The organism is Shewanella sp. SM29, from assembly GCF_025654245.1.
Classification (GTDB): Bacteria; Pseudomonadota; Gammaproteobacteria; order Enterobacterales; family Shewanellaceae; genus Shewanella; species Shewanella oncorhynchi.
Map to the genome: position 1 here is coordinate 1 of NZ_JAKKRN010000011.1, position 16,502 is coordinate 16,502.

15 protein-coding genes and 1 other annotated feature are annotated in these 16,502 nt (G+C 47.9%); of the genes, 7 read left to right on the top strand and 8 right to left on the bottom strand.

What is annotated here, in order from left to right:
- Both L5L77_RS09405 and L5L77_RS09410 read right to left on the bottom strand, forming a co-directional pair.
- Positions 1-183 (bottom strand): transposase domain-containing protein (locus L5L77_RS09405; RefSeq protein ID WP_263222623.1); only part of this gene is annotated, 183 nt, incomplete at its 3' end.
- A 99-nt stretch (positions 184-282) separates the two neighbouring features.
- Positions 283-2,766 (bottom strand): VolA/Pla-1 family phospholipase, encoded by a 2,484-nt coding sequence (locus L5L77_RS09410; protein ID WP_263192227.1) that lies wholly within the window; start codon positions 2,764-2,766, stop codon positions 283-285.
- Between the two features lie 262 nt (positions 2,767-3,028).
- Here L5L77_RS09410 and L5L77_RS09415 point away from each other — a divergent pair, with 262 nt between their 5' ends.
- Complete coding sequence (locus tag L5L77_RS09415; protein WP_263192225.1) at positions 3,029-3,766, top strand: YciK family oxidoreductase; 738 nt, start codon at positions 3,029-3,031, stop codon at positions 3,764-3,766.
- Positions 3,767-3,912: 146 nt separating this feature from the next.
- Here the strand turns inward: L5L77_RS09415 and L5L77_RS09420 are convergent, their stop codons facing one another.
- The 6 genes from L5L77_RS09420 to rnm form a co-directional block, all read right to left on the bottom strand.
- Entirely contained in the window at positions 3,913-4,878 is a 966-nt protein-coding gene (locus tag L5L77_RS09420) for an exo-alpha-sialidase (protein WP_263184836.1), read from the bottom strand.
- A 101-nt stretch (positions 4,879-4,979) separates the two neighbouring features.
- Positions 4,980-5,855 (bottom strand): 23S rRNA pseudouridine(2605) synthase RluB, encoded by an 876-nt coding sequence (rluB, locus tag L5L77_RS09425; RefSeq protein ID WP_106650906.1) that lies wholly within the window; start codon positions 5,853-5,855, stop codon positions 4,980-4,982.
- Positions 5,848-6,444, bottom strand: coding sequence for an SMC-Scp complex subunit ScpB (scpB, locus tag L5L77_RS09430; protein ID WP_011788946.1), 597 nt, complete (start codon positions 6,442-6,444; stop codon positions 5,848-5,850). Before scpB ends, rluB begins: the two co-directional genes overlap by 8 nt.
- 6 nt (positions 6,445-6,450) lie before the next feature.
- Entirely contained in the window at positions 6,451-7,239 is a 789-nt protein-coding gene (locus L5L77_RS09435; protein ID WP_263184837.1) for a segregation and condensation protein A, read from the bottom strand.
- A 159-nt stretch (positions 7,240-7,398) separates the two neighbouring features.
- On the bottom strand, positions 7,399-8,019 hold the full coding sequence (locus L5L77_RS09440; RefSeq protein WP_028760994.1) for an L-threonylcarbamoyladenylate synthase: 621 nt from the start codon (positions 8,017-8,019) through the stop codon (positions 7,399-7,401).
- The gene (gene rnm, locus L5L77_RS09445) at positions 8,016-8,876 is read right to left on the bottom strand and encodes an RNase RNM (RefSeq protein WP_168824188.1); all 861 of its coding nucleotides are present in this window, start codon (positions 8,874-8,876) and stop codon (positions 8,016-8,018) included. The genes L5L77_RS09440 and rnm overlap by 4 nt, the downstream gene beginning before the upstream one ends.
- 210 nt (positions 8,877-9,086) lie before the next feature.
- Positions 9,087-9,194: a sequence feature (Trp leader region), on the top strand.
- Between the two features lie 96 nt (positions 9,195-9,290).
- Between rnm and L5L77_RS09450 the strand changes: the two genes are divergently transcribed.
- The 6 genes from L5L77_RS09450 to trpA all read left to right on the top strand — a co-directional run bounded on the left by L5L77_RS09450 (position 9,291) and on the right by trpA (position 16,331).
- Positions 9,291-10,976, top strand: coding sequence for an anthranilate synthase component 1 (locus L5L77_RS09450; RefSeq protein WP_263222625.1), 1,686 nt, complete (start codon positions 9,291-9,293; stop codon positions 10,974-10,976).
- Positions 10,973-11,575 carry an aminodeoxychorismate/anthranilate synthase component II gene (locus tag L5L77_RS09455; protein WP_168824192.1) on the top strand — a complete coding sequence of 201 codons (603 nt, stop codon included), beginning with the start codon at positions 10,973-10,975 and terminating at the stop codon, positions 11,573-11,575. The genes L5L77_RS09450 and L5L77_RS09455 overlap by 4 nt, the downstream gene beginning before the upstream one ends.
- Positions 11,572-12,618 carry an anthranilate phosphoribosyltransferase gene (gene trpD, locus L5L77_RS09460; protein ID WP_263163363.1) on the top strand — a complete coding sequence of 349 codons (1,047 nt, stop codon included), beginning with the start codon at positions 11,572-11,574 and terminating at the stop codon, positions 12,616-12,618. The genes L5L77_RS09455 and trpD overlap by 4 nt, the downstream gene beginning before the upstream one ends.
- A gap of 6 nt (positions 12,619-12,624) precedes the next feature.
- On the top strand, positions 12,625-14,103 hold the full coding sequence (trpCF, locus tag L5L77_RS09465; protein ID WP_263222627.1) for a bifunctional indole-3-glycerol-phosphate synthase TrpC/phosphoribosylanthranilate isomerase TrpF: 1,479 nt from the start codon (positions 12,625-12,627) through the stop codon (positions 14,101-14,103).
- A gap of 195 nt (positions 14,104-14,298) precedes the next feature.
- Positions 14,299-15,489, top strand: a complete 1,191-nt coding sequence (gene trpB / locus L5L77_RS09470; protein ID WP_012089560.1) for a tryptophan synthase subunit beta — start codon at positions 14,299-14,301, stop codon at positions 15,487-15,489.
- A gap of 5 nt (positions 15,490-15,494) precedes the next feature.
- On the top strand, positions 15,495-16,331 hold the full coding sequence (trpA, locus tag L5L77_RS09475) for a tryptophan synthase subunit alpha (protein ID WP_263222631.1): 837 nt from the start codon (positions 15,495-15,497) through the stop codon (positions 16,329-16,331).
- Positions 16,332-16,502: the final 171 nt, after the last annotated feature.

Sequence of the window (16,502 nt, forward strand, 5' to 3'; positions counted from 1 at the left end):
CAAATCATCCATCGCGTCCATCGGCAATTTACGCCGTCTTAACGTCGCAACGCCCTGAGAGTCTAGGCAAGATTGAATTAACTCAGGTTCTAACACATCTGCTAAGCAGGTGAATTCGGTTAGGCGGGTAATATGAGTACGGGCGAGTGCTTCTGAGAGTTGCATAAAAAAATCCGATGACATGAGGTCATCGGATTTTGATCTTTTCAGCGAGATCGTCAAGCGATCTGTCTTAACTGATCGGCATTAAGCAAAGGCTGGGTTTTTCCGATTAAGGCAAGATTAGTTAGGACAAGTCGCAATGACCCCACTGTTTGTCACTAAAATCGTCGCATCGCCCTTACCTGCAGTAGCAGCATAGGTTGCCACTTGAGCCTGCATTTCAACCGTGGCAGCCGCGGCCATACCATCCGTTGATTCCTTTTCTTTAGGATCAACAATCGAACTGTGGTGACCTTTAGCGAAGCGCACAACGCCATGACCTTTGCTCGTGCTATCGGCACAAGGTAGCCCGATGGCAGCGATCAGTGGCTCAGTGCCCGATAATGGGAAGTTATCGACGCGATTAGGCAGCACTTGATCTGCTAAGTTACCGTTACCATCACCCGCCACTTCAATTAAGTGCACAGGTAAGCCTGTCGCTTTTAACATAGCAGCATGGTTAACAGGATCTGCAGAATCTACCGCTGTTTGAACCGCAAAGGCAAACGTCGGAATAAATTGGGCATATACCCCCTGCACCAGTGCCGCATATTCAGGGCTACCAGGCTCATAACCTGCTGTATTAGCCGCATCGACCTGTGCTTGGAAAGTTGCAGATGCCGTAATATTACTAAACAGCACTGGGCCAAAGGTTGCAGAACCTGCGAATGATCCTGCTAATCCACCTGCTGGCGCAACTAAGGATACAGCATTGATAGCATAAGCATTTGGCAAGGCATCGCCAGTTGCAGGATTCTTCATGCCTGTGCTGGCATAGGTCGCAAAATCGGTGCCCACAATGGCGCCTAAACTCAGACCTTGAGCACTGATTTTAGTCACATCAAATACTTGCGGCTGACCTGCTTGTGCTAAGCCCTGTGCTAAGCCCGTAAGAGCAAGACGCACCCCTAAATGGTCCATCGTCGCTTGACGGAAGTTATCTCGCACCGACAAAGTGCTAGAAATATTCACAAACACCAACGGGTTACCATTTTTAAAGGCATCCGGTTTACCGACAACTGCACCGAAGGCAGGATCTGTCGCAGAGACTTCATAAATACCATCACCGTTAGCATCGAATGAACGCGCACCGTGAAGTGGCATATCAATAGCAACAGTCGCAACCCCCATTGCCGCATACGTGCCGGCATAGGCCAATGACATTTCTTTACCGCCACCTAAACCGTGAAGGGCAATTGTTGTTGGCCAACCAGATGTAGGAGGAATAAACTCACGACCTTGCTGTTGATAAAAAGCGGCCAATTTCGTTGCATTGGGCATAGAAATCAGTACAGATACTGTTTCATAACCTTTGATTGCTGGAATAGGATTGAACTTAGTCAGATGTTTGGTTTTATCAACTGCCGTGCCATCGTCTAAAACCCATGTTTTACCCGCCATTAACGAGGGATTAGCTAAAGCATCAGCAGGGTTAGCAATACCATTAGCCACCGCTTGCATACCAAAATTATTCTGGCTGAGGGTGCCCGCTTGCAGTGCAAGTAGCACAGATACAGGGCTATCACCTTGGGCTTTCCAATGACCATTAATTAATGGTTTACCTTCAGCGGATAAACAACCAACTGAAGAACAATCACCGTAAATAGGCAGTTTAATTTTTGCCGTATACACATCAGCCAAGTTTGCGGCAACATAGGCAGCTCCAGCAGCTGGTGTTAAGCCCGCCACTTGAGCCACAGTCAATCCAGTTGGTGTTGGCATCTGGGCAAAGCTTGGTGCATAGGGAGCCCCCTTCGCCATCAGCAATTTGGTGGTTTCATAGACGTTAGCAACAGACTGAGTTGTAAATAAGCCAGAGTAACTGATGGTTAAAGGATCGACCTTATGGGCCGCAGCAATCCCTTTCTCATAACTATTCACTAAGGTTTGCAGCATCAATTGATCTGGTGTTTCTAAAGGTAACGTATTGATATCCAGCTTCAACAAACCATAGGTCGTTGAAGGAGCGATACCACGACCTTCAGAATCTTGAATAAGATTCGTTGTCGCATAAATATAAGATTGCCCAGCTTTGAGTGGCTTAAGCGGAATTATCACCACTTTTTTGCCCGAAGCGGTTGATATAAAGTCAACGCCAAACTGCAACTCAGCACCCACTTTACAGGCTGAAACTGACGGTTTAGCCTTACATTCGGGATCAGATGATAATGCGCCGCCTACTGTGGCTTCAAACATTCTGACAGCACCCGGTTGTGCAACCGATGCCGCCATTAAGGTCAGCGGTGTACCGTCATGTTTTTTCGCCAAATCGATATCAATAGAAATCGGTGATGTTGTCGACCACCCATCTAACGCCCCAAGCGCTATTTGTGGATCAACATAATTGCCCGAGCTTTCACCCGGAATTGATAATGTGCCATCTTTGGTGCCACTGAACAGCAAATCATTCGGTAATGGAACTTTTGAATTAGCAGGGTCGAACACCATGTGCGATTCAGGGATGAGCACTTCTGTCTTATCCTTGAGTTCATTAAAACTGTCCTCACCACATCCTGTGAGGCCCAGTGCAGATGCAATCGCAACACCCAAAATGAGTCTTTTCATCTTTTTTCCCCAAATCTTGTTGTAATAGTTTTGTTTTCCCCAAGAAATTAGTCACAATAGCTTTTAGATCTGTGACCAATAGGGCTTATGTTAGCCCCTAACTCATTTCAAGTTAACGTAAAAATATTGAGTTAGCCACAAGTTTGTCACAAAGATTTTAGCTATTGATAACAAAGTTTCATTCATTTGTTTGAAACATGCGTTTATCACTTCGGCGACTCTAGAAGTGGCGGGCATTCTCGCCAAGAGGAAAAAGAGACTCATGTTGGAATATCAAGCAACAAAAGATTTACTCAAGGGCAAGACGATTTTAGTCACAGGCGCTGGTGCTGGCATAGGCCGTACCGCCGCCATTAAGTTTGCAAAACACGGCGCCACTGTGATTTTACTTGGTAAAACAGTGAAAAAATTGGAAGCTGTTTACGACGTAATAGAACAAGCCGGTTATCCCAAACCTGCCATAGTGCCATTGGATCTTAAGGGCGCAACGGAACAAAATTATCGCGATATGGCCGATACCATAGCCGAGCAATTCGATCATTTAGACGGCTTATTACATAACGCTAGCTTACTCGGTGCCTTAGGTCCGTTTGAACACATAGATATTCCATCACTCGAAGACGTGCTCAAAGTGAACGTCACGGCCCAAGTCATGCTAACTAAAGCATTACTACCTGTGATGCGCCAAGCACCCAGTGCATCTATTATCTTTACGTCGAGCAGTGTGGGTCGTCAAGGCCGCGCCTATTGGGGACCTTATGCTTTCTCTAAGTTTGCCACCGAAGGTATGATGCAAGTTCTCGCCCATGAATGCGATGGCACCTCAGTTCGAGTTAACAGCATCAATCCAGGAGCTACCCGCACTGAGATGCGCGCTAAAGCCTACCCTGCAGAGAATCCACTGGATCTCAAAACCGCTGAAGAGATCATGCCGACCTATCTCTATTTGATGGGTCAAGATTCTAGTGCCGTCAACGGACAGCAGTTTAACGCACAGTAATCGAATCGCTTATTGAGTTTCTGCCTGTATGATTCAGCAATATTAAAGGGCCTATTTATGGCTCTTTATTATTTTAGATATTCTCAAAATGAAACCCAGAACTTGTCGATGATATTAAGAACGACAAAGATACCGCACCGCCAATCCTAGCTTAACTGAATTTTTGCAAAATAAATCATCGTTTTAGCTTTGGCGACTCTGTTTGACTCATCAAGCGAATTTTGTGTATCCAGCTGTGAGTCAGCTAACTCATGGCTGGAGTAATAACTTACCCACAACTCATTTCCGTCAATCACAACGCCCGCATAACTGGTATCGCCCTTCGATGGCAGTGTCAGTAGTTCTTGAACCACGCCAGTATCTGGATGAATTTCAACTAAAGCCGTACGAACTTGCTCATCGTATAAACGCACTACAGCCAACAAACGGGATTGATACATCAACATCACTGGCCCACCAATGCGCTTATCGAGTTCTTGCCATTGCCAATCGGTGAATGGCGCGCGACTGTGGCCGAGTAAACCGACAAATTCTGGGCCCCATACGGGATCGCGCCTCAATAGACAAAAGCCGTTTTCTTGATGAAAAACAATGGCAGTTTCGTTGACATAACCTTGATTATTAAACAGCTTTAGCCAAGTTTCAAACTTCACCCCATCCTCACTCTTATACAAACGGGTATCACCATCAGGCCCAGCGCGATAACCCACGCCATAGAGTGCATTTTGATGCTCGGTTAAGCGCCATAACCAATAGCCTTTATCCGCGACTTTTAACGCATCCGACCACGCTAGCCCATTGGCTGAGCGCCAAAGATATGATTGTAAGCCAGACTTATCGTGTAAAGTCCCGCCACCGAGTAAGAGTAATGCCCCTTGATACTCAATCAGTTTGCCATCGCGTAAATCCGCCTCATCCGAACGGATCAGTGCCACGCTCTGCCAAGTGTCGCCTAAATCCGCTGAGCGTAGAATTCGTAGCGCACCATCGGGTGATACATGGGCAGTCCCTTCACGGAAAACGCAAAACAGTGCCCCCTGAAACGTGATTAAATCGGTAAACGCATTATGGGCAGCGTGTTCCCAAATCCGTTTCACTGAAATTAGCTTCATTCATTCACTCCTCAATCCAACTGAGACTTGTTATAACATAGCTGCAAATAACAGAAAGCAAAAAGGCCGCTAAGCGGCCTTTTTCATTGGGATAAAACAACTTAGCTGCGCTGACGCGATGGCTTAGGTTTTCCCGAACCTGTCACTTTATGCTTACGTACTGCGCGGCGAATTTTGGCACTCTTTACTTGAGCACGGGCTACGCTGTGTTTATCGGCAGCAAGCATAGTGCGGGTTTCCGCTTCTAAACCTGCTAGTTTACGCAAGTAGTTAACTTGCTCCATTGGCAATTCAACCCAGCCACCCCGAGGCAGTGATTTTGGCAATTCAACCATACCGTAACGGATACGGATCAAACGGCTCACCTGCACTTCTTGAGATTCCCACAAACGGCGCACTTCACGGTTGCGACCTTCGCGTAAACACACATGCCACCACTGGTTCATGCCTTCGCCACCCGCTGGTTTGATGCTATCAAACTGCGCAGGGCCGTCTTCTAACATGACGCCAGTACGTAAACGTTGCACTGTCGCCTCAGGGATTTCACCAAAGGTACGCACTGCGTATTCGCGGTCGACTTCGTTCGATGGATGCATTAAACGGTTCGCCAACTCACCATCTGACGTAAACAACAATAAGCCTGAGGTGTTAATGTCTAAACGACCAACCGCTACCCAGCGTGAATCACGCACTTTAGGTAAGCGATCGAATACCGTTGGACGGCCTTCAGGATCTTTACGACTACAAATTTCGCCTTCAGGTTTATGATATGCCAGCACACGGCAAATCACGTCTTCGGCAGACTTTAAGGAAATGGCTCTGCCATCAATACGCACTTTAGCATCCGCTTCAATACGATCCCCAAGGCTAGCAATTTCACCATCAATACTAACTCGGCCTGCAGCAATCCATGCCTCCATCTCACGACGGGAGCCATGGCCTGCACGGGCCAAGACTTTCTGCAATTTTTCACTCATTAGTATTTTGCTCTTCTGACTGTTCTGGCGCTGATTTCAAACCTGAAAAAACCGCCTGCAATGACTCAGTATCCGACAGCGGCGGTAAATCCGCTAAGGTGTCTAAGCCAAAATATGCTAAAAATTCTAAGGTAGTGGCATATAATGCGGGTCGCCCCGGTACTTCTTTATGGCCAACTACTTTAATCCAATGTCTATCTGACAAACTTTTTATGATGTGACTACTAATGGCCACACCGCGCACCTGCTCAATATCGCCACGAGTCACAGGTTGACGATAAGCAATCACCGCCAAGGTTTCTAATGTCGCACGCGAATATTTAGGCGCCTTTTCTTGCCACAGAGGCTGCAAAAAAGGACTCAAGACTTCTAAGGTCTGGAAGCGATAACCTCCAGCGACTTTCACAAGTTGCACACCTCTGTCTTGATAATCCTGCTGCAGCTCATCCAATGCAGCTTTTATTTTGTCTCTGGAAACCGTGAAATCCACCAATACAGTGTCTTTCAACATTTTCGCCGACAAGGGTTTCCCCAATACAAACAAACTCGCTTCAATAAGCTGTTTTAATTGAGTCGGATTTATCTGCATCAATAATTAATAGGCCTTAACGTAAATAGTTGAAAACGGCTCTGTTTGGTACAATTCGACCAATAATTCTTTGACTAATTCCATCAAAGCTAAGAAGGTGACTACCACGCCGGCACGGCCTTCTTCTAGGGTAAATAAACGTTCAAATGCCGTAAAATCTTCCGAGTTCAACATGGCTAAAATCTGGCTCATGCGCTCACGGGTCGATAACTGTTCACGCTTAACATGATGATCTTCATAGGCATCGATACGTTTGAGTACATCACCAAAGGCGCGGGCAATTTCAAACAACCAAACTTCTGGCGGGATCATTAACGGCTTAATGTCGGGTGCTGCCACTGCTTTGGCTTGAAATACATCCCGCTCGAGCCGCGGTAAATCATCGAGTTTTTGCGACGCTTCTTTAATCACTTCATAGGCTTTAAGCTGCCGAATAAGCTGTGCCCGAGGATCTTCCTCAACCTCATCTTCAGCCACCATACGCGGCAGCAGCAAACGGGATTTAATCTCGGCAAGCGTTGCCGCCATCACTAAGTAATCGGCAGCAAGTTCGATTCGAGCCTGAGTCAGCAACGTAATATATTCTAAATACTGCGCGGTGATTTGCTGAATGGGTAAATCGACAACGTCTAATTTTTGCTTACGGATCAAATATAAAAGTAAATCCAATGGCCCTTCAAAGGACTCGAGGAACACTTCCAATGCCTCAGGCGGAATAAACAAATCCAGCGGCATTTCGGTCATTGCCTGACCACGAATAACGGCTAAGGGTAAACTTTGTTGCGTGCCCTGCATCCGCTATCTTGCTCCGTTAACACTGCGCTATCCAACCTAGGCTAACGCCAAACGCGCGATTATACCTGTAAATCTACGGCGATAAAACTGCCAAATGTTGACTACCACTATCAGAATCACTTACCCGCATCCATTAGCGATAAATCTAATGTGGCAGATTTAGAGGAACGGCGTGATATCACCCGCGCCTTCACGTAAAATCTCGGCGCCATCTTCAGACATATCAATCACAGTCGTTGGCTTTTCGCCTAAATAACCACCGTGGATAATCACATCCACTTGATGCTCGAGCAAATCACGAATTTGTTCAGGATCAGACTCGGCAAATTCTGCATTCGGCATCACTAAACTGGTCGACATCAGCGGCGCATCTAAGGCTTCAAGCAACGCCAGTGCGATCACATTGTCGGGCACACGAATACCTATGGTCTTTTTCTTGTCATTTTGTAAGCGACGCGGTACTTCTTTAGTCGCTTTGAAAATGAACGTATAAGGCCCAGGCGTGCAGCTTTTTAGGATGCGATACGCCTGATTATCCACTTTAGCGTAGGTCGCAAGCTCGGATAAATCACGGCACATCAAGGAAAAGTTATGATCGTTCTCAATTTGACGAATTCTCGCCATCCGCGTCATCGCGTCTTTCTCACCAATCAGGCAGCCTAAGGCATAGCCCGAATCGGTGGGATAAACAATCACACCGCCGCTTTTCAATACGGCAACCGCCTGACTAATAAGCCGCGTTTGCGGATTTACTTCATGTACATAAAAAAACTGACTCATGGTCGTTCCATCCAAGATTCCGATTGCCAGACCCAATCAATACCTTGGGGCTGATACAGATTTTTACCTAATTCTATCCAATTGCTCGGAAAGTGAAAATCACTCCCTATCGATGCAAGCAACTGGTTTTGGACACTCAGCGCCACAAGATTGGCCCTGTCGTCTAATGTTTGCTGGCCAAGCACCACTTCCATGGCATCTCCACCGGCTTCTTTAAATTCACGCACTAAACGCTTAAGCCACTTAGCCGATAACTTATAACCACTGGGATGCGCCAACACGGCTAATCCACCTGCGTTATGGATGATATCAATGGCACTGGCCATATCACCCCAATTATTAGGCACATAACCGGTTTTACCGCGGGCAAGATAGCGTTTAAAGACGCTGGGCATATCCACAGCATGACCATTTTCAGCCATCCAGCGAGCGTAATGTCCACGGCTCAATGCCGCATCACCCGCCAACGCCTTAGCACCTTCGTAGGCACCTTCAATGCCGGCTTTAGCTAATCTATGGCCAATTTCTTGAGCACGTAATTCACGTAATTCACGCTGGTTTTCTAAAAATGCTAATAACGCTGGATTATCAGCATCGAAGTTAAGCGCCACTATGTGGATATCATAACTGTTCCAGCGAGTAGAGATTTCCACGCCAGAAATCAATTTCAATGGCGCAGCTTGTGCCTGATTAAAAGCACGGGCTTCAGGTAAACCAGCCACTGTGTCGTGATCGGTAATGGCAAATAACTGCACACCCTTTTCAAGGGCTCTTGCCACCAATTCAGACGGCGTTAACTGACCATCGGACGCGGTCGTGTGGCTATGTAGATCAGCCAATATGCTTTGAGTATTCATGGCGCTATTGTACGCGAACTTGTTAACAAATGCGCTGCTATCTCGTATTTTGTGGCTGAGTAACATCAATTTTATGCACCATTACAGCGAATAAATCGCAGGAAGTGAAAAATATTCAATTGACATTCAGCTCCAGCTAAGGTTTTCTATACATCAATTAACGAATTAGCGAGACCCTTTTGAATGACACACATTAACGCTTCATTAAACATCATTTGGTGGTGGCACTTCCCAACGTAGCGGGTGGTGTGAAGCTCTGTGCTCATTTGAAAGTGACCAGAATCAACAAGAAGCCCGCAGAAATGCGGGCTTTTTTGTTAGGTGCGAAAAATGTCGGCAGACTCGGGTAAAAATTAAGAAAGCGAGATAACTCATGATGTTAAAGACATTTTATAAGGTAGCTGGAATATGAACATGCCCAAACAGACATTCGCACGCTCAAGCACACTCAAGGCGGCATTAACCTACCACAGCGATCCACTACGCTTATATCAGCACATCACCCAAGATGCGCCCCATACTATGTTGCTCGAATCGGCCGAAATCGACAGTAAAGATCACTTAAAAAGCATGGTAATGACCCATGCCGCCATGATGATCCACTGTGACGGTTATCAGCTGACCTTCACCGCACTGACCGACAATGGCGCGAGCTTACTTGCTCCTATCGAACGCTTTTTTAGCCCGACCGCCCACTGCCAAAGCGCGCAATCCACCTTAGTGGTGACACTACAAAAAGACACTCAATTGCAGGATGAAGATGCACGCTTAAAATCGACCTCGCCACTCGATGGCCTGCGGATGTTTATCCAGCAGATTGATTGTGGCGCTCATACTGACAGCCAGATTAAACCCGCCTTTGAGGATCTGTTTTTAGGTGGCGTGCTGGCCTACGACTTGATTGATACCGTCGAACCACTGCCTGCCGTACCGAACCGCGATAACGATTGCCCTGATTACCTATTTTACCTCGCTGAAACCTTAATCCTTATCGATCATAAACTTAAACAAGCCGACATCATTACCCATAACTTCAGTCACGATTCAGCTCAATATGCCGCCATCACCGCAACGCTAAGTGAGCGGGTACAAAGTTTAACTGCAGAGTGTAAAACCCTCGGTAATTCACCTGCCGATATACCGACACTGGTCGCCATCGACGCAACTGAGCAAGTCAATATTTCCGATGAGGTGTTCAAACAAACCATTATCGATTTGAAAGAACACATTATTGCGGGCGATATTTTCCAAGTAGTGCCATCCCGTAGCTTTAGTTTGCCTTGCCCGAATACTTTAGGGGCTTATCGTGCCCTGCGCCTGACGAACCCTAGCCCTTACATGTTTTATTTCAGAGGCCAAGATTTCACGCTGTTTGGTGCCTCACCAGAAAGTGCGCTCAAATTTGATGCCAGCAGTAATCAGGTGGAAGTCTACCCGATTGCCGGCACCCGCAAACGCGGTAAAACCGCAACGGGTGAGATTGATTTTGACTTAGACAGCCGTATTGAACTTGAACTGCGTTTAGATAAAAAAGAACTGTCGGAACACTTAATGCTGGTCGATTTAGCTCGCAACGATATCGCACGCATCAGCCAAAGCGGCAGCCGCAAAGTCGCCGAATTATTAAAAGTTGACCGTTATTCCCACGTGATGCACCTCGTCAGCCGTGTAACGGGTCAACTGCGCCAAGATTTAGATGCCCTACATGCTTATCAGGCCTGTATGAATATGGGCACATTAGTGGGCGCACCAAAAGTACGTGCATCACAACTGGTACGCCAAGCAGAAAAAGCCCGCCGCGGCAGCTATGGTGGCGCTGTGGGTTACCTTAATGCCCTTGGTGACATGGACACTTGCATCGTTATCCGCTCCGCCTTTGTTAAAAATGGCACCGCCTTTATTCAAGCGGGCGCTGGCGTGGTATTTGATTCGGATCCACAAAGCGAAGCAGATGAAACCCGTCAAAAAGCCCAAGCCGTGATTTCAGCCATCAAGATGGGCGCTGGACTGCTAGTAACTGAATCACCAGTGAATGAATCGTCAGCTCAATCCACTTCGCATAATCCTCTTCAGTGCAATATAAATAGGAGCCAAATATGAAACTCTATCTACTCGATAACTTTGACTCCTTTACCTATAACCTAGTGGATCAATTTCGCAGCCTAGGTTGTGAAGTGGTGATTTACCGCAACGATGTTGCCGCCGATTATATCGCTGAAAAACTGCTTAACGAACAAGAGCCTGCAGCCCTCGTGTTATCACCAGGACCAGGTGCGCCCCATGAAGCAGGCTCTATGATGGCACTTATCGCCAAAGTTGCGGGTAAGGTACCTATGCTGGGTATCTGCCTTGGGCATCAAGCCATGGTGGAATATTACGGCGGCACAGTGGCACGCGCACCTTTTGTGGTGCACGGCAAGGCAAGTCCGACTTTCCATGACGGTACTGGCGTATTTGCCGGTTTGCCCTCTCCCCTGCCCGTTGCCCGCTATCACAGTCTCGTCGCCACTCAAGTACCGGATTGCCTGCAAGTGATTGCAACCACTGACGCTATGCCGATGGCAATTCTGCACCCTGAGCACAGAGCCGTTGGCTTTCAGTTCCACCCTGAATCGATTCTCACCACCTTAGGCAGCACACTGCTCATTCAAACCTTGGCATTTCTGACCCAAGACATGACAGCAGGAGTAAATGCATGAGTACAAACCATATTCAGCCTTTACTCGATGTTTTATACCAAGGTAAGAGTTTAAGTCGCGAGCACACCTTTGAGATTTTTAGCGCGTTAATTCGCGGTGAAATGAGTGAAGCCACTATGGCAGGCATGTTAGTCGCGCTCAAGATGCGCGGTGAAACCATAGATGAGATCAGTGGCGCCGCCGATGCCATGCGCGCCGCCGCCAAGACGTTTCCCTACTCGAATGGCGATAACCTTAGCAATGGCATCGTTGACATAGTTGGCACGGGTGGCGATGGCTTTAATACCATTAATATTTCCACCACTGCGGCCTTTGTTGCCGCGGCGGCGGGCGCCAAGGTCGCCAAACACGGCAATCGTAGCGTGTCGAGTAAATCGGGTTCATCGGATCTTTTGGCGCAGTTTGGCATTGACTTAACCATGTCACCAGACACCGCCAGTCGTTGCCTCGACGCATTGAACCTGTGCTTTTTATTTGCGCCCCACTACCACGGCGGAGTAAAACATGCGGGGCCGGTCAGGCAAGCACTGAAAACGCGCACTTTATTCAATGTGTTAGGGCCACTTATCAATCCTGCCCGCCCCGAATTTATGTTACTTGGCGTGTATAGCCCTGAGTTAGTCTTACCGATAGCGAAAGTATTAAAGGCGCTTGGCACAAAACGCGCTATGGTAGTGCACGGCAGTGGTTTAGATGAAGTCGCGCTGCACGGCAACACCCAAGTGGCCGAATTAAAAGACGGCGACATCATAGAGTATCAACTCACGCCCGCCGATTTAGGTGTGCCTTTAGCACAAATCAGTGACTTAGAAGGCGGCGAACCCGCGCAGAATGCCTTGATCACCGAGGCAATTTTGAAAGGTTGTGGCACAGATGCACATGCCAATGCGGTCGCCATCAATGCGGGTTGTGCTTTATATGTGTGTGGGATTGCTGATTCAGTGAAAACAGGAACCTTACTTGCGCTCAGTACCATACAAAGCGGTAAAGCCTTTGAATTGTTAAGCCAATTAGCTAAAGTCAGCAGTGAAACAAAGGAATAAGTGGCAATGACTCAAGAACTGATAACAAATAGCCAAGATATGAGAACTCAGCCACAGGCAGAAACAAACCCTATGCCAAAAAGTAATGTGTTAACCCGTATAGTCGACACCAAAGCTGCCCATATTGCCGCCCTGAAGCTGCGTTTCCCCGAGGCCAGTCTGTCGCCAAAAATCTCTGACCGCAGTTTATTTGCCGCACTCAAGGCGCCCAAGGCGGGTTACATTTTAGAATGTAAAAGAGCCAGCCCGTCCAAAGGGCTTATCCGCGATGTGTTTGATGTAGAAGCCATTGCCGATATTTACGGAAAATATGCGGCGGGCATTTCGGTATTAACCGACGAGCAGTTTTTCCAAGGGGATATGGACTATATCCCTAAGGTGCGCGCTCGGGTGAACCAACCTATTCTGTGCAAAGATTTTTTTGTCGATGAATACCAAATTAAACTCGCCGCCCACCAAGGTGCCGATGCCATTCTGTTGATGCTGTCCGTGCTCGATGATGCGCAATATCACCGCCTAGCGAAAGAAGCCGCTAAATATCTACTCGATGTGCTGACCGAAGTCAGTAACGAAGAAGAACTTAAACGCGCCATCGCATTAGATGCGCCGATTATTGGGATCAATAACCGTAACTTAAGGGATTTAAGTACCGATCTCGCCACCACAGAAACGCTAGCGCCACACATTGGCAGCGACCGCGTGGTGATCAGCGAATCAGGCATCTACAACAATCAGCAAGTACGCCGCCTGAGTCCACTGGTTGATGGTTTCCTCGTCGGTAGTTCGATAATGGCCGAGGCTGATATCGACTTAGCCTGCCGTAAATTGATCTTCGGTCACAATAAAGTCTGCGGCCTCACCCGCATGGAAGATATTCGCGCCGCGGCAACGTCAGGCGCCGTCTATGCCGGGCTGATTTTTGCTGAAAAATCCCCGCGCGCATTAACCCTTAATGCCGCTGAACAATTGCTCAGGGAATATCGCGCATCCGCGGCTCCCGCCATTGAATTCGTCGGCGTGTTTGTTAATGCCGCGCCAAGCACCATTACGGATACCGCAGCCAGTTTGCAGTTATCTGCCGTACAGCTGCATGGCACTGAAACTGAACTTGAAATCGCACAACTCGCAGAGCGACTTGAGCAAGCGGGACTCACTACTCAAATTTGGAAAGCCGTCAGCGTCGATGCGCAAACGGGTGAGCTTGGTAACTTACCTCAGGGAGCATCACGATATCTCTTTGATAGTAAAACGGCAGACCAATTTGGCGGCTCGGGCCAAGCCTTTAATTGGCAAAGCATTGATGCGAAATCCCTCTGCCCACAAAAAGCCCATGCCATGTTGGCGGGCGGACTCAACGCCGACAATGCGGCCAGTGCCAATGCCCAAGGATTTTACGGTTTAGATTTTAATTCTGGCCTAGAAACCGCCGCAGGAATTAAATCGGCGCAACTGATCCAAACGGCTTTTGCCCATTTACGTCTCTAGCCTATCGCGCTGAGCAAGAAGCCCTAGATGCTGTTGGTGCTCGACAAGAGTGATGCTCAACAAACAATATGAACCTATTAATGCCAGTGGCCAAATAGATAACGGCTCAGTTAACACTATTATGCGGTTAACACCAAGACGCTATTAGCACCATCAAGCCACTGACAAACTGATTGATAAGATAAGGAAAAAGGTATGTCAAAGTTAAAGCTTAACCCTTATTTCGGCGAATACGGCGGCATGTATGTGCCACAGATTTTAGTGCCAGCCCTTAAGCAATTAGAAACTGCCTTTGTGGAAGCACAGGAAGATGACGACTTTAAAGCCGAGTTTACCGATTTATTGAAAAACTACGCGGGTCGCCCAACAGCACTGACCTTAACCCGCAATTTAAGCCCAAATCCTATGGTGAAAATCTACCTCAAACGGGAAGATTTACTCCACGGCGGCGCCCATAAAACCAACCAAGTGTTAGGCCAAGCACTGCTTGCTAAGCGTATGGGTAAAAAGGAAATTATTGCAGAAACTGGCGCAGGACAACACGGCGTTGCCACCGCCCTTGCCTGCGCGCTATTAGGCTTGAAATGTAAAGTCTATATGGGCGCGAAGGACGTTGCGCGCCAATCACCTAACGTATTTAGAATGCGGTTGATGGGCGCGGAAGTCATTCCTGTCACCTCAGGTTCTGCCACCTTAAAAGATGCCTGTAACGAGGCGATGCGCGACTGGTCTGGCAGCTACGAAAAGGCCCACTATCTTCTGGGCACCGCTGCGGGGCCACATCCGTTCCCAACCATAGTGCGTGAATTCCAACGCATTATTGGCGAAGAAACCAAAAAACAAATGCTGGAACGTGAAGGTCGCCTGCCCGATGCGGTTATCGCCTGTGTGGGCGGCGGTTCCAACGCTATCGGCATGTTTGCTGACTTTATCGACGAGCCAAGTGTCGAACTGATTGGCGTCGAACCTGCGGGTAAAGGCATAGACACGCCAATGCACGGCGCGCCGCTTAAACACGGTAAGACAGGGATTTTCTTCGGCATGAAAGCGCCTTTGATGCAAGATAGCGAAGGTCAAATCGAAGAATCCTACTCGATTTCAGCAGGATTGGACTTCCCCTCCGTTGGCCCGCAGCACGCGCATCTTAATGCCACTGGCCGCGCCCGTTATGAATCGGCTACCGATGATGAAGCCTTAGAAGCCTTCCAACAACTGGCGCGCTGTGAAGGGATTATCCCCGCATTGGAATCGGCGCATGCTATCGCCTATGCCGTCAAAATGGCGCGCGAGTGCACCAAAGAAACCATTTTAGTGGTCAATCTTTCCGGTCGTGGCGACAAAGATATTTTCACCGTTTCTGACATTTTGAATGGTAAAGAGGTATAACGAACATGAGTGATACATTGACTAACCCAGGCCTTTACCAAGCGGCCCGTTACCAAGCCACCTTTGCCAAACTCAAAACTGAAGGTCGTGGCGCTTTTGTCCCATTCGTCACCCTTGGCGACCCTAGCCCTGAGTTATCGCTAAAAATTATCGATACCTTAGTGCAAAACGGCGCCGATGCCTTAGAACTGGGCTTTCCGTTTTCCGATCCCTTGGCCGATGGCCCAGTGATCCAAGGCGCTAACCTGCGTTCTTTAGCCGCAGGCACGACTCCAACGGCGTGTTTTGAATTACTGGCGCAAGTGCGTGCAAAATACCCTGAACTGCCAATCGGTTTACTGCTTTATGCGAACTTAGTCTTTGCTAACGGCATAGATGCGTTTTACGCCAAAGCGCAGCAAGCGGGTGTGGATTCAGTACTTATCGCCGATGTGCCAGTGGAAGAATCAGCGCCCTTTAGCGAAGCCGCTAAAGCCCATGGTATTGCGCCAATTTTTATCGCGCCGCCCAATGCCGACAGTGAAACCCTTGAGCAAGTGAGTAAAAGTGGTGAAGGTTACACCTATCTCTTATCCCGCTCGGGAGTCACAGGCACAGACACGAAAGCTGGCGTGCCGGTAGAGGAAATTTTATCTAAATTAAAAACCTTTAACGCCCCACCACCGCTCCTCGGTTTTGGTATTGCCGAGCCTTTACAGGTAAGCGCCGCCATCAAAGCGGGCGCTGCGGGGGCGATTTCTGGCTCTGCCGTAGTAAAAATCATCGAAACCCACCAGCACGATGAAGTTAAGCTACTTGCAACGCTTGGGGAATTTACTCGCGCAATGAAGGCTGCAACCTAAGAGAGTCTTGATTTAAATAATCCAATATAAATCAAGAATTCAATTACAAATAAAATAAGTGAGGTAGACTCGTCGCCTCGCTTATTTTGTTTATATTTACCAAGCTCTATGTTTACTCAGCCTTTATCTCCCGCAAACACTATCTATCAAGGCAATACTGACACTCACGCA